General features: G+C 37.7%; 12 protein-coding genes and 1 pseudogene. 11 read left to right on the top strand and 2 right to left on the bottom strand.

The window, feature by feature from the left end:
- Window positions 1-119 precede the first annotated feature (119 nt).
- Window positions 120-566 (top strand): 50S ribosomal protein L13, encoded by a 447-nt coding sequence (gene rplM, locus EL097_RS01385; protein ID WP_003046514.1) that lies wholly within the window; start codon window positions 120-122, stop codon window positions 564-566.
- A gap of 20 nt (window positions 567-586) precedes the next feature.
- Complete coding sequence (gene rpsI, locus EL097_RS01380; RefSeq protein WP_002982716.1) at window positions 587-979, top strand: 30S ribosomal protein S9; 393 nt, start codon at window positions 587-589, stop codon at window positions 977-979.
- A gap of 144 nt (window positions 980-1,123) precedes the next feature.
- Here the strand turns inward: rpsI and EL097_RS01375 are convergent.
- Together EL097_RS01375 and EL097_RS01370 are read right to left on the bottom strand one after the other, a co-directional pair.
- A pseudogene (locus tag EL097_RS01375) lies at window positions 1,124-2,277 on the bottom strand (site-specific integrase).
- Window positions 2,278-2,331: 54 nt separating this feature from the next.
- Window positions 2,332-2,850, bottom strand: coding sequence for a helix-turn-helix domain-containing protein (locus EL097_RS01370; protein ID WP_003046517.1), 519 nt, complete (start codon window positions 2,848-2,850; stop codon window positions 2,332-2,334).
- A 153-nt stretch (window positions 2,851-3,003) separates the two neighbouring features.
- Between EL097_RS01370 and EL097_RS01365 the strand changes: the two genes are divergently transcribed.
- The 9 genes from EL097_RS01365 to EL097_RS01325 all read left to right on the top strand — a co-directional run bounded on the left by EL097_RS01365 (window position 3,004) and on the right by EL097_RS01325 (window position 13,019).
- Entirely contained in the window at window positions 3,004-3,288 is a 285-nt protein-coding gene (locus EL097_RS01365; RefSeq protein ID WP_003046520.1) for a hypothetical protein, read from the top strand.
- A gap of 11 nt (window positions 3,289-3,299) precedes the next feature.
- Window positions 3,300-4,154 carry a phage replisome organizer N-terminal domain-containing protein gene (locus tag EL097_RS01360; protein WP_003046524.1) on the top strand — a complete coding sequence of 285 codons (855 nt, stop codon included), beginning with the start codon at window positions 3,300-3,302 and terminating at the stop codon, window positions 4,152-4,154.
- 10 nt (window positions 4,155-4,164) lie between these two features.
- Window positions 4,165-4,455, top strand: coding sequence for a DUF5962 family protein (locus EL097_RS01355; RefSeq protein WP_003046526.1), 291 nt, complete (start codon window positions 4,165-4,167; stop codon window positions 4,453-4,455).
- Entirely contained in the window at window positions 4,448-4,813 is a 366-nt protein-coding gene (locus EL097_RS01350) for a plasmid mobilization protein (protein WP_003046529.1), read from the top strand. The genes EL097_RS01355 and EL097_RS01350 overlap by 8 nt, the downstream gene beginning before the upstream one ends.
- Window positions 4,810-5,166: a hypothetical protein gene (locus EL097_RS01345; protein ID WP_003046531.1), complete on the top strand. Its 357-nt coding sequence runs from the start codon at window positions 4,810-4,812 to the stop codon at window positions 5,164-5,166. Before EL097_RS01350 ends, EL097_RS01345 begins: the two co-directional genes overlap by 4 nt.
- Before the next feature lie 314 nt (window positions 5,167-5,480).
- Window positions 5,481-7,025: a type I restriction-modification system subunit M gene (locus tag EL097_RS01340; protein WP_003046534.1), complete on the top strand. Its 1,545-nt coding sequence runs from the start codon at window positions 5,481-5,483 to the stop codon at window positions 7,023-7,025.
- Between the two features lies 1 nt (window position 7,026).
- Window positions 7,027-8,814 carry a restriction endonuclease subunit S gene (locus EL097_RS01335; protein WP_129544911.1) on the top strand — a complete coding sequence of 596 codons (1,788 nt, stop codon included), beginning with the start codon at window positions 7,027-7,029 and terminating at the stop codon, window positions 8,812-8,814.
- An 18-nt stretch (window positions 8,815-8,832) separates the two neighbouring features.
- The gene (locus EL097_RS01330; RefSeq protein ID WP_003046540.1) at window positions 8,833-9,927 is read left to right on the top strand and encodes an AAA family ATPase; all 1,095 of its coding nucleotides are present in this window, start codon (window positions 8,833-8,835) and stop codon (window positions 9,925-9,927) included.
- Window positions 9,924-13,019, top strand: a complete 3,096-nt coding sequence (locus EL097_RS01325) for a type I restriction endonuclease subunit R (RefSeq protein WP_003046543.1) — start codon at window positions 9,924-9,926, stop codon at window positions 13,017-13,019. The genes EL097_RS01330 and EL097_RS01325 overlap by 4 nt, the downstream gene beginning before the upstream one ends.
- The last annotated feature ends 145 nt before the right edge of the window (window positions 13,020-13,164 follow it).

Raw genomic sequence — 13,164 nt, 5'->3', positions numbered from 1 at the left:
TATAGTAGGCGGTATTGTTTACCCCATTTGAAAGGCCCCGGAACCTTCCAAATACCTTTGATGGGACGGAACACCCATCACCCTGTAAACAAATATTACGAATTCGTATAGGAGAAATCATGAACAAAACAACTTTCATGGCTAAACCAGGCCAAGTTGAACGCAAATGGTACGTTGTTGACGCAACTGATGTACCACTTGGGCGTCTTTCTGCAGTAGTTGCTAGCGTACTTCGCGGAAAAAACAAACCAACTTTCACACCACACACTGATACAGGTGATTTCGTTATCGTTATCAACGCTGAAAAAGTTAAATTAACTGGTAAAAAAGTGACTGATAAAGTTTACTACACTCACTCAATGTACCCAGGTGGTTTGAAATCAATCACTGCTGGTGAACTTCGCTCTAAAAACGCAGTTCGCTTGATTGAAAAATCAGTTAAAGGCATGCTTCCACATAACACTCTTGGACGTGCACAAGGTATGAAATTGAAAGTCTTCGTTGGCAGTGAGCATACTCATGCAGCACAACAACCAGAAGTACTTGACATCTCAGGACTTATCTAAGAGGAAAGGAGCATTAAATAATGGCACAAGCACAATATGCAGGTACTGGCCGTCGTAAAAACGCTGTTGCACGCGTTCGTTTGGTTCCAGGTACTGGTAAAATCACTGTTAACAAAAAAGATGTAGAAGAATACATCCCACATGCTGACCTACGTTTGATCATCAACCAACCTTTTGCAGTTACATCAACTGAAGGTTCATACGACGTTTTCGTAAACGTTGTTGGTGGTGGATACGGTGGACAATCAGGTGCGATTCGTCATGGTATCGCTCGTGCGCTTCTTCAAGTAGATCCAGATTTCCGCGATTCATTAAAACGTGCTGGTCTTCTTACACGTGACGCACGTATGGTTGAACGTAAAAAACCAGGTCTTAAAAAAGCCCGCAAGGCATCACAATTCTCAAAACGTTAATATTCAGTTATATCAACGTTTCAGAGCACTTTGCGAAGTTTTCGCAAGGTGCTTTTTTTGATGAAAAAAGTGCTTTGGTAATCCTTTTGGTAATCTTTCGAGACTTGGTTTTTGGTCAATATGAGGCTGAGCAATAAATCTAGTTCATTTAGCCTTATTAAGATACTCTGCAAATTTTGTAATTGACTGTTTTTCACCAGCTTTTGTAGCATGGCTATAAGTGTCTAAAGTCATCTGGCTGCTTGCATGGCCTAAGCGTTTAGCAGTATTGACTGGGTCAATTCCCATTTCAATCATCAAGGTTGCGTGAGTGTGTCTAAACCCATGTGGGCTAATCTTTTTAAGATTATGCTTACGTATAATACGTTTTAGAATATTGTTGATATAGTCAGCGTGTAAGGGTTCTATCTCACCATCTCGGTTGCAGTATGTAAACATAAATTCTTTGTCGAGAGAAAGAGGTTGTACTGATAATTGCCACTTTTCTCTGCTAGTTTCCTGTTTCCATTTGTTGAGGATAGAACAGGTTTCATCATCAAGATATATAGAGCGTACAGAGAATGTATTTTTAGTTCCTTTTTCAATGGCATGACCATCTATTCTTCCTAAACTTTTGCTGACTGTTAATAGTTGATTCTCAGAATCAAAATCTTCCCATTTGAGGGCGTAGAGCTCTCCTTTTCGTAACCCACTGTATGCTAGTAATCGAAATAGTGCATAATGTTTATAAGGTTCATTTTCTAAAATGATTGTCAAAAAATGATGCAACTCGTTAACTGTCCAATAGTTCTCACTGACAGTTTTTTTGAGTTTAGGCATAATAACCTTGCTCATAGGATTTCGTTCAATATAATTCATATTAATGGCAAATTCAAATATTTTAGAAGTATAAGATTTGATTTGTTCATGTTTTTGAATGTCTTGGCTTTGTCAGTGATGAAGGATTGACAGTCTAAAGGACTGATTTTTGAAATTTTCTTTTCTCCAAAAACAGGAAGAATATGTAGGCGATAGAGGTCGGCAGTTTTGACTGCAGTAGTTGCTTCAACAGTATCTTTGTAAGCTTCATACCACCTTTGATAAAGCTCTTGGTAAGTGTAGGTTGTTTGAGCAGTAATATGGACAAAAGTTCCACTATTCAACTGATGATTAACAGCAGTTTCATGAGCTTTGGCAGCTTTGCGCGTCTTGAATCCTCGTTTAGTATAATATTTTTTCTTACCGTAGTCGTTTAGACCAAGGTAAACTTTAACAAAATAGGTGACTCCTTTTGTAGATTGGTACTTGTGTACAGACATAACAGTTCTCCGTTTCTAAGTTTTCGGAGCTTATGTAATTGAGAAACTGTTCGTTTATTTTTTGTGTCGGTCTTCTTGTCTAATTCGGTATTCTTCAGTCTGAATCCAGGTTTGCCAAATTTCTGACTCTCGTTTTAAACTATTCATGTGTTTAGTGAAAGTTTTCATGAATTCTTCCTCATGATTGATCAAGTAGCGCGCTAAAATGCGCCTAAAATCGTCTGAGAAGCCTTCATTTAAGGGCATAGACAAATGAATCTCTCCTAGTTCGATTCCTTTCTTAAGCTTCTCCATATCGCTTTTAAAAGGTGTTACAGAAGTAATTTCAGATGTCTTGAAACTATCAGTGACGATTTTTAAATTTGACGGAGCGTACTTTTCTTCGTCAATTCCAAGGATGTATGCCACTGAGACACCAAAATAATCCGCTAACTTTTGAGCATTCTCTTTTTTAGGTTTTCGTATTCCTTGGTTATAGCTAGATAGTGTTGGGTAGGATATATCTAGCGCTTCACTGATACTTTTTATTTTTTTGCCACTTTCTTCTATAAGTTTAGCTATATTATTAGTCATAGATTCCTCCTAATTGATATTCTACCATATTTAATACAAAAAGTATAATACCACTCGACAAGAATACAAAAAGTATTTATAATTTAAAATGTATAATAAAATATACAAAATTTCGGAGTTTATTTAATTGAGAAATGGAAACGAGGTAATAATATGTCTGAAGAAGCGACTTTAGTTGTTCAACTTCCCAAAGTTTTGGAAAAACAGTTAAGGGCACATTATGATGAAATGGTCTCTACAGCTATTGAAAGAGCGCTAGAAGATAAAGAACTATACAAACCTATGGTTCGGATGGCAGCTCTTTCTAGGTGGCTTGATGTATCAACGACAACCCTTCAAAAATGGACACGAGAAGGAATGCTTACAATGGTCATTGATGGGGTGACTCTGTACGATAAACGAGCTGTCACTAGATGGCTAAAGCAATATGAAAGATAGGAGGTACACGTATGAGTGAAGTACAATGGATTAAGATTACTACAGATATCTTTGATGATGAAAAAATACAGTTGATTGAGTCAATGCCCGAAGGAGATACTTTAATTGTCATCTGGTTTAAACTACTCGTTTTAGCAAGTAAACAGAATTACAGTGGAGTCTTAGCTCTAGGAGATAAGGTCTTTTATACAGAAGAGATGTTAACTACAGTCTTTAGGAGAAAGTCAACGACTGTGAAGCTGGCTCTGAAAACATTTGAACAATTTGGAATGATTGCTTTTGTGGATGGAGCAGTCACAATTCCTAAATGGGAGAAACATCAGAATATTGATGGTCTAGAAAAAATTCGTAAACAAACAAGAGAAAGAGTGGCTCGTCATCGTCAAAAGCAAAAAGCTCTAGTAAGTGGGCAAGATAGTTTATCAATAGAATGTAACGTTACAGAAATGTTACCTGTAACGGAAAGTAACGGTCAAGTAACGCAACAGATTAAGAACAAGAACCAGAAAGAGAATAAGAATATACTAGATAATAGTTCTAGAGAGACAGAAGATCAGTCAACAACTTATCTCAAACCAGAGTATTATTCCCTTTTGCAAGTGATTGCGGATAGATATAACGATCGTTTTATTTACCCCTATAATTACACCCTAACGCATAAGCAAAAAATGGCGATTGGACAGTTTTTAAGCGAAGGCTATATGACTTCTGATGAAGTCTTGGGAATGATAGATCGTATTCCTAATGATGTAGAGTCACCATTAGCCTATTTAATGAGCTCTATGGAGCGCCTAAAAGATGAGCGATTATTGGAATCTAAGGTAATTGCTCATGAAAATGCTAGAAAGTTTTACCAAAAGGGATAAGGAGAGTAGAATGACAATATATTATCAATTGGAGAATATGCTAGTCGCTGGTTTTAAATCAGAAGAAGAGTTACAACGGTATCAAGGGTTAAAAGCAGAGTATGAGGAAGAAACCCTGGATTATAGTTTCTCAATTAGAGAAATTGTCAATCAATTAGAAATTATTATCCAGAGTAGAGAAAATGACTTCCCAAATTTAGAAGAAAGGCTGTTGCAAGGTTATCAGGAACTTGTAGAATATTTGAGGGAATACGATGTGTCTCAGGCAGAAAAATACACAAGGAGAATTTATTGTGGTTGAGCGTTATCGAACAGTTCTGAAAAAATTCTATATCACAAAATCGCAGAATCAAACGCTAAACTACCTTATCAGTTATACAGGTTTAAGGAATTTTTCTAACTATGCTAGGAAAATGTTATTTAAGAAATTCCCTATTGTTTTGGTATTTGATGAAACTTCATTTGAAGACTTGATATTTTCTTTGAGGCGAATTAAAAATAATATCAATCAGTTAGCAAGGATAGCAGAGAAATCTCAGGATCTTCAAGCATTACGAGCTATGACTTACAGTGTTCAAATGATTGAAAAATATGAAAAATCGTTCCTTAAATACCATAAAACGAAAAAGGCGAGGTTACTATCAAAAGTGGATGAATGAAAAATAGAATTAAAAATATCGTGAAGCAAGTCTTTTTGACTGAGGATGAGAATAAAAGATTGTTAGCACTAATGGCTAATGAAAAAGAGTCAAACTTTTCCGCTTTTGCCAGAAAGAAATTATTTAACCAAGAGATTGAATCATGGACGATTAATTTTCCAGAGTATGAGCAACTGACAGAGCGATTCATTCAGATTGGCAGATCAATTAATAGGATTGCTAAGTTTTCAACTCAGGTTGGAAATATTTCACAACAGAATTTTATAGAACTTGGTCAGTTGATAACTCAATTATTGGATGAATTGGAAAAGGGACTCTCAGTTAACCTAAAAGAGAAGTCTACTAAACATTAAATAAGTAAATGAAATCGCAGGAATTTATCTGCGGTTTTCTTATGTCCTTCTAAAAAATGATTGTCTGACAATGTCAGCCACCGTGTCTGGCACGGGGAATTTAGAATTGATACTAAAACATAATTTTAGGTCTTTGCGAGCTCAGATAGTGTATACATACTATCGCAAAAAATCCACTACCAAAAGTGAGCAGACGGCTCCTTTAGGTGATGGATTTTAACACTTGGGGCAAAGCCCCAAACCCCTTGAGGAAACGTGTAAGAAGAAGGGAAAAATGGTATAATAGAAATATTAAAGACTGTGAGGATTTGAAGATGTCAGAACAAGCACAAAGGCAAGAGTTGCACCGCAAAATCTGGGCAATCGCAGATGATGTCCGTGGTGCGGTAGATGGTTGGGATTTCAAACAATATATTTTGGGAATCCTTTTTTACCGTTTTATCAGTGAAAATTTCAAGACTTATATCGAGGGTGGTGAGGACTTCAACTATGAGGAGATTCCGGATGAAGTAATCACACCTGAGGTTAAGGATGATGCGATTAAGACAAAGGGGTACTTTATTATGCCTGCGCAGCTTTTTTCCAATGTTGTGAAAACAGCTCGTAGTAATGACAACTTAAATACGGAACTCAAGGACATTTTTGATGCCATTGAGGCGAGTGCTACGGGTTATGCCAGTGAAAATGATATTAAAGGTCTTTTTGACGACGTGGACACCAGAAGTAATAAGCTGGGAAGTACCGTCCCAGAGCGTAATGAACGCCTAGCCCTTATTCTAGAAGGTATTGCTAGTCTTGACTTTGGGAATTTTGAGGACAACCATATTGACCTTTTTGGGGACGCTTATGAGTACTTGATTTCAAACTATGCTTCCAATGCAGGGAAGTCAGGTGGCGAGTTTTTTACACCACAGAGTGTGTCACGTCTGTTAGCTCGTATCGTCATGCTGGGTAAGGATGAGAAAAATAAAATCAACAAGATTTATGACCCTGCCTGTGGTTCAGGTTCCCTCCTCCTTCAAGCCAAAAAACAATTTACAGAGCATATCATTGAGGATGGTTTTTACGGTCAGGAGATTAACATGACCACCTATAACTTGGCTCGGATGAACATGTTCCTCCATAATATCAACTATGACAAGTTTAGTATCGAGCGTGGTAATACGCTGCTGGATCCTAAGCATGGTAATGATAAGCCCTTTGATGCTATTGTGTCCAACCCGCCTTATTCTATTAAGTGGATTGGTAGCGATGACCCGACGCTGATTAATGATGACCGTTTTGCACCAGCGGGAATTCTGGCACCCAAGTCTAAGGCAGACTTTGCCTTTATCATGCATAGCCTTTCTTATTTGTCTAATAAAGGCAGAGCGGCTATTGTGACCTTCCCTGGGATTTTTTATCGTGGTGGAGCGGAGCAAAAGATTCGTCAGTATCTGGTAGACGGAAACTTTGTTGAGGCTGTTATTCAGTTGCCTGATAATCTCTTTTTCGGGACATCTATTGCAACATGTATCCTTATCCTTGCTAAAAATAAGGCAACAACAGATGTTCTCTTTATTGATGCTAGTCATCAGTTCAAAAAAGAAACCAATAACAATGTCTTGGAAGAGAAGCATATCGAGAAAATCTTGACAAGTGTTGAGCATAAGAAGAATGAAGACCATTTCGCACAGCTTATTTCCCAAGAAAAAATTGCGGAAGCTGACTACAATCTCTCTGTATCTACCTACGTGGAAAAAGAGGATACGCGTGAGAAAATTGATATTGATGTTCTTAATAAAGAAATTGCGGAGACCGTGAAAAATATTGACCGCTTACGAGCAGAGATTGATAAGATTGTCGAGGAGTTGAGCTGATATGACCTACATTGATGAAATGATAAAAGAGCTTTGTCCTGACGGAGTAGAGTGGAAAGAGTTGGGAAAGGTCTGTGTTGTAAAAACAGGGCAGTCGGTTAATAAAACATTTATACAGAATAATTCTGGAGATTACCCAGTTATCAATAGTGGGAAAGAACCTTTGGGATATGTAGATGTTTTCAATACGGAAGATGATCCAATAGGAATTACTTCTAGGGGAGCAGGAGTTGGCTATGTTTCGTGGAATGAAGGAAAATATTTTAGAGGGAATCTCAATTATTCTGCAACTGTTAAAGACTCGGAGAAGCTGTTACCACGCTATTTGTATTATTTTTTGAAAAATAATTCTAAAAAAATTGAGGAATTATGTACTTTTGATGGTATACCAGCTCTGAACAAGTCTAAGCTAGAAAACCTTAATATTGCTATTCCCCATGAAGATATTCAAAAAGAAATCGTCAAAATACTTGACAAATTCACTGATTATGTTACAGAATTGACCGCAGAATTGACCGCAGAATTGACCTTCCGACAGAAGCAATATTCTTATTTTAGAGATAAACTCCTAAGTTTTGATGATGAAAGTATGGGGGGGGCGAACAATAAGGTTTACACTGTCCAGTGGAAAACGCTAGGGGAGGTGGCAAGGTTGAAAAATGGTCGGGATTGGAAAAGTTTGCCGTCTGGAGAAGTGCCAGTTTATGGTAGTGGTGGTGAGATGGGAGAATTTGTCTCTGATTATGCGTATGACAAACCGACTGTTTTGATTCCTAGAAAAGGCTTAATATCTAATCTGTTCTATCTTGATAAACCTTTTTGGAATGTCGATACAATCTATTACACCGAGATTGATGACAGTCAGATGATGCCGAGATATTTTTACCATTATTTGACAACTGTTGATTTAGAGAGATTATCGACTAATCCAACTAGACCGAGTTTGACACAGGCTATTCTGGACAAAATAGAAATCCCCCTCCCTTCTCTGGCTATCCAATCCCGCATCGTCCAAGTGCTCGACAATTTCGATACAGTTTGTAATGACCTCAATATCGGTCTACCCAAAGAGATTGAGCTTCGTCAAAAACAGTACGAATTTTTTAGAGATAAGCTCTTGACCTTCACCGCCGAAGGCGTGTATACTGACAGGACAGTACAGTACAGACAAGACCTAATTAGGCTCTTGCAGTGGGTGTTTGGACCAATACGTGTATCGTTGGGTGCTATTTGTGATTTCACGCGAGGCAATGGTCTGCAGAAGAAAGATTTTATTGATGAGGGGTATCCTGTTATTCATTATGGACAGATTTACACCAGATACGGGTTTTCAACTAAAGATACCATTTCTTTTACCAGTCAGACAGTCTTTGATAAACTGAAAAAAGCCAAGCCTAATGACATAGTGATGGCGACAACATCAGAAAATGTTGAGGATGTTGGTAAGGCGGTTGTTTGGGAAGGCACGGAGGAGATTGGTGTGTCAGGTGATGCCTATATCGTTCAGACATCGCAAAATGCCAGATACCTGAATTACTTCTTTAAATCCGTCCCCTTCCAAAGTCAGAAAGAAAAAAAGGTCACTGGAACAAAAGTTATCCGTATCAATGCTAAGGATATGGAGAATTTTCTGATTCCACTTCCTGATTTAGAACAACAACAGCAAATCGTTAACATACTAGACAAATTCGATACCTTAACATCTGATCTTATCCAAGGTCTTCCGAAGGAGATTGAATTGAGACGAAAACAGTATGAGTATTTTAGGGATAAGTTGTTGCAATTTTAAACAAAGAGGTGATGCCTTATGGGAAAAAGTTTAAGAGAGATTGCTCAGGAGCTGAAGGAGTCAGAAAAGAAAGTTCATCTGATTTATGCCTTCAATGGAACCGGGAAAACAAGATTATCTAAGGAATTTACTAAACTTGTTACACCTGATGAAGATGAGCTAACAAGGCAAAAAATTCTCTATTATAATGCTTTTACAGAAGACTTGTTTTATTGGGATAATGAGATAATTGCCTTGAAAATTTGGAACAACTATTTTATGGATTGGATTCTAATAGATCAAGGACAAGATGGAAATATTATTAAGAATTTTCAACAATACACAAATGATAAGTTGATGCCTAACTTTAACTTCTCAGATAGAAGTGTTACCTTTTCTATTGAGCGTGGTAATGAGGAGATTATAGAATCCATTAAGTTATCCAAAGGAGAAGAAAGCAATTTTATTTGGTCTATATTTTACACGCTATTAGAACTAGTGATTAGTGAACTGAAAATTCCAGAATTAGATGAAAGAAGCACATCCGATTTTAATCAGTTGGAGTATGTATTTATTGATGATCCCGTTTCATCTCTTGATGATAATCATCTGATAGAAGTTGCTTCTAATTTAGCTTCTTTAATAAAAGAGAGCAACAAAGAAAAATTAGGATTGCAATTTATAATCACGACTCATAACCCATTATTCTATAATGTCTTACACAATGAATTTGGAAATGCTAATAAGTTTAGACTAGAAAAATTGGAAGATGGTACCTATGAACTGCACGCACAAAGAAATGATTCACCATTTTCTTATCACATATTTTTGAGAAATGAACTGAGAACAGCAATAAATGAAAACAGAATTCAAAAATATCATTTTAATTTTTTGAGAAATCTTTTTGAAAAAACTGCGACGTTTTTAGGGTACATGGATTGGAAAGATTTGTTACCGCGTGAAGCAGACGATGAAACAAAATTGAGCTATGCAAAAAGAATCTTAGATATTTCAAGTCACTCGCAGTATTCGGGAGAAGAAGTTTCTAGTCTCAATCCTAGAGAGAAACAGATGCTAATTTATCTGTTTGAAAGTTTTGAAAATACCTACCAATTCAATAAGGAGCACCTATGACAAGTACCTTTCAAACCACACCCATTATCGAAACCAACAATTTCATCGTTTTAGACAAATATACTAAAATTACCCAGCCCAGCACCTATCAGACGGAAGCAGACTTGGAGCGAGAGCTGGTTAGTGATTTGCGACAGCAGGGATACGAGTACCTCAATAATCTGACGACCCCAGAAGCTCTCTTAGATAACCTAAAGACCCAGATGGAAGCCCTTAACGGCGTTGTTTTTTCTGAGGCAGAATGGCTACGTTTTTTAGAGGAGTACCTCAATAAGCCTAGTGATGGTTTGATTGACCGCACCCGAAAGCTCCACGATAACCACATCTACGACTTTATCTTTGACGATGGGCATATCCAAAATATTTATCTCTGGGATAAGAAAAATATCAGTCGAAATAAGCTTCAGGTTATTAACCAAATGTCTCAAGTTGGGACTTCAAGTAATCGTTATGATGTGACCATTTTGGTCAATGGGCTACCCTTAGTACAAATTGAGCTTAAAAAGCGTGGGGTGGCTATTCGTGAGGCTTTTAATCAGGTTCACCGTTACAGCAAGGAGAGTTTTAATGAAGAAAATTCACTCTTCAAGTATCTCCAGATTTTTGTCATTTCAAATGGGACGGATACTCGCTATTTTGCCAATACCACTAAGCGGGAGAAAAATTCTTTTGACTTTACCATGAATTGGGCACTAAAAAATAATGAACCAATCAAGGATTTGAAGGATTTTACAGCGACCTTTTTCAGTCAGCAGACACTTTTAAACGTTCTCATCAATTATTCTGTTTTTGATACCAGTGATACCCTCCTTATCATGCGTCCCTATCAGATTGCGGCGACGGAGCGGATTATTTGGAAGATTCGCTCGGCCATTGACAGCAAACTCAAGAGTGGTCCTGAGACTGGCGGTTATATCTGGCATACGACGGGGTCTGGTAAGACCTTGACCAGTTTTAAGGCGGCGAGACTGGCGACTGAGATGGATAAAGTGGACAAGGTTTTCTTTGTGGTTGATAGGAAAGACTTGGACTACCAGACTATGAAAGAATACCAGCGTTTTTCACCTGACTCAGTTAATGGGTCAAATAGCACAGCTGGACTTAAATGCAATATAGAAAAAGATGACAATAAGATTGTGGTTACGACAATTCAAAAGCTCAATAACTTTATGTCTAGTGAAGCAGAGCATGAGATTTACAACAAGCAAGTAGTTTTTATCTTTGACGAATGCCACCGTTCACAGTTTGGCGAGGCTCAAAAGCGCTTAAAACAAAAGTTTAAGAAGTATTGTCAGTTTGGTTTTACGGGGACGCCGATTAAAGTTGAAAATGCTTTAGGCAGTGAGACGACGGCTTCTGTATTTGGTCGGGAACTTCATGCATACGTCATTACCGATGCTATCCGCGACCAAAAAGTGTTGAAATTTAAGGTGGATTACAATGATGTTCGTCCACAGTTTAAGTCGTTGGAAACTGAGCAAGATTTAGGGAAATTATCTGCTGCTGAAAATAAAAAAGCCCTACTTCATCCAACACGGATTACAGAGATTTCGGCTTATATTTTAGAACATTTTAATCAAAAGACACATAGACAAAACGGTAAAGGATTTAACGCTATGTTTGCCGTGTCAAGTGTCGAGGCGGCCAAGGCTTACTACCAAGAGTTGCAAGACCAACAAGCTGGAAAAGATAAACCATTGAAGATTGCAACCATCTTCTCTTATGCAGCAAATGAGGAGCAGGCTGCGATTGGGGAGATTGATGACGAGACATTCAGCCCTGCTGACTTGGCAGATATTAGTAGTAAGGAATTTTTGAGTGGAGCGATTTCCGATTATAATCGCCTTTTTCAGACTAATTTTAGTATCAATGGCAATAAGTTTCAAAACTATTACCGTGATTTAGCTAAGCGAGTTAAGTCTGGCGAGGTGGATTTGCTTATTGTCGTCGGTATGTTTTTGACTGGCTTTGATGCTCCGACCTTGAATACACTTTTTGTGGATAAAAACTTACGCTATCATGGGTTGATTCAGGCTTTTTCTCGAACGAATCGGATTTACAATGCGACTAAGACATTTGGAAATATTGTAACTTTTCGTGATTTGGAAAAGGCAACGACAGATGCTATTAAGTTGTTTGGGAAGACGGAAACGGCTGATATTCTGTTAGAGCGCTCTTACGAGGACTACATGAATGGCTACATTGAGGCTGGTCAAGAGCAAAAAGGATATTTGGAAGTCGTAAAAGAATTGCAGGAGAGATTTCCAAATCCAACGACTATTATCAAAGAAAGTGATAAGAAAGAATTTGTGACCTTGTTTGGTCAGTTCTTGCGTTTGGATAATATCTTGCAGAACTATGATGATTTCATGAGTTTGCAGGCTTTGCAAGAGTTAGATGTTACAGATATAGAGGCTTTGGCAGATTTCAAAGGACGTTTTCATTTGGATGACGAAGCAGTTGCAGTACTCTCTCAACTGGACATCCCAAGTGTTCGTGAGATTCAAGATTATCGCTCCGCTTACAATGATATCAAGTCTTGGTATGACAATGAGCGGCGTAATCAGCAGAATAACGATTCCGAAATCGACTGGGATGCGGTTGTCTTTGAAGTGGAGTTGTTGAAATCACAGGAAATCAATCTGGACTATATTCTGGAATTGATTTTTGAAACCAACCAAAAGGTATCTGATAAGGATCAACTCATTGAAGAAATTACTCGGACTATCCGTGCTAGTCTGGGTCAGAGAGCTAAAGAAAGCTTAATTGTGGATTTTATCAATGCCAGCGACTTGGACAGTTTTTCCGAGAAGTCAGATATTTTAGAACAATTTTATACATTTGCCCGTCAAAAACAAAAAGAAGCAGTAGCTAATTTGATTGAGACAGAGGGGCTGAATGTTGAGAGTGCAAGCCGATATATTCAGATGTCGCTCAAACGAGAGTACGCTAGTGAAAATGGGAATGCTCTCAATGAAGCACTTCCTAAGATGAGTCCCCTCAATCCCCAATATCGTACTAAAAAGCAGACGGTATTTGAAAAAATTGTGGATTTGGTAGAGGTATTTAAGGGGATTGGTGGAGAAATTTAACCATTATTATTTCTTCTAGACATAAGAAGAGAAAACTTTACAGTTGACATTTTAAAAAATATCAAAGGCATTATATCAGTGGTATAAAAAGCTGACTTATCATTTATTTGGAGACGACAGTTGTTCCAAAAATGTGCTGTTTGAT

Source organism: Streptococcus canis, assembly GCF_900636575.1.
Classification (GTDB): Bacteria; Bacillota; Bacilli; order Lactobacillales; family Streptococcaceae; genus Streptococcus; species Streptococcus canis.
Note: the sequence above shows the minus strand (reverse complement) of the source record. Positions and strands in the feature narration are given on the sequence as shown.

What these genes read in the sequence shown, in the direction of transcription:
- EL097_RS01345 (WP_003046531.1), top strand. Translation starts at nt 4,810, where the DNA reads ATGAAAAATAGAATTAAAAATATCGTGAAGCAAGTCTTTTTGACTGAG.
- EL097_RS01330 (WP_003046540.1), top strand. Translation starts at nt 8,833, where the DNA reads ATGGGAAAAAGTTTAAGAGAGATTGCTCAGGAGCTGAAGGAGTCAGAA.
- EL097_RS01370 (WP_003046517.1), bottom strand. Translation starts at nt 2,850, where the DNA reads ATGACTAATAATATAGCTAAACTTATAGAAGAAAGTGGCAAAAAAATA.
- EL097_RS01340 (WP_003046534.1), top strand. Translation starts at nt 5,481, where the DNA reads ATGTCAGAACAAGCACAAAGGCAAGAGTTGCACCGCAAAATCTGGGCA.
- EL097_RS01335 (WP_129544911.1), top strand. Translation starts at nt 7,027, where the DNA reads ATGACCTACATTGATGAAATGATAAAAGAGCTTTGTCCTGACGGAGTA.
- EL097_RS01325 (WP_003046543.1), top strand. Translation starts at nt 9,924, where the DNA reads ATGACAAGTACCTTTCAAACCACACCCATTATCGAAACCAACAATTTC.
- rpsI (WP_002982716.1), top strand. Translation starts at nt 587, where the DNA reads ATGGCACAAGCACAATATGCAGGTACTGGCCGTCGTAAAAACGCTGTT.
- EL097_RS01365 (WP_003046520.1), top strand. Translation starts at nt 3,004, where the DNA reads ATGTCTGAAGAAGCGACTTTAGTTGTTCAACTTCCCAAAGTTTTGGAA.
- rplM (WP_003046514.1), top strand. Translation starts at nt 120, where the DNA reads ATGAACAAAACAACTTTCATGGCTAAACCAGGCCAAGTTGAACGCAAA.
- EL097_RS01355 (WP_003046526.1), top strand. Translation starts at nt 4,165, where the DNA reads ATGACAATATATTATCAATTGGAGAATATGCTAGTCGCTGGTTTTAAA.
- EL097_RS01360 (WP_003046524.1), top strand. Translation starts at nt 3,300, where the DNA reads ATGAGTGAAGTACAATGGATTAAGATTACTACAGATATCTTTGATGAT.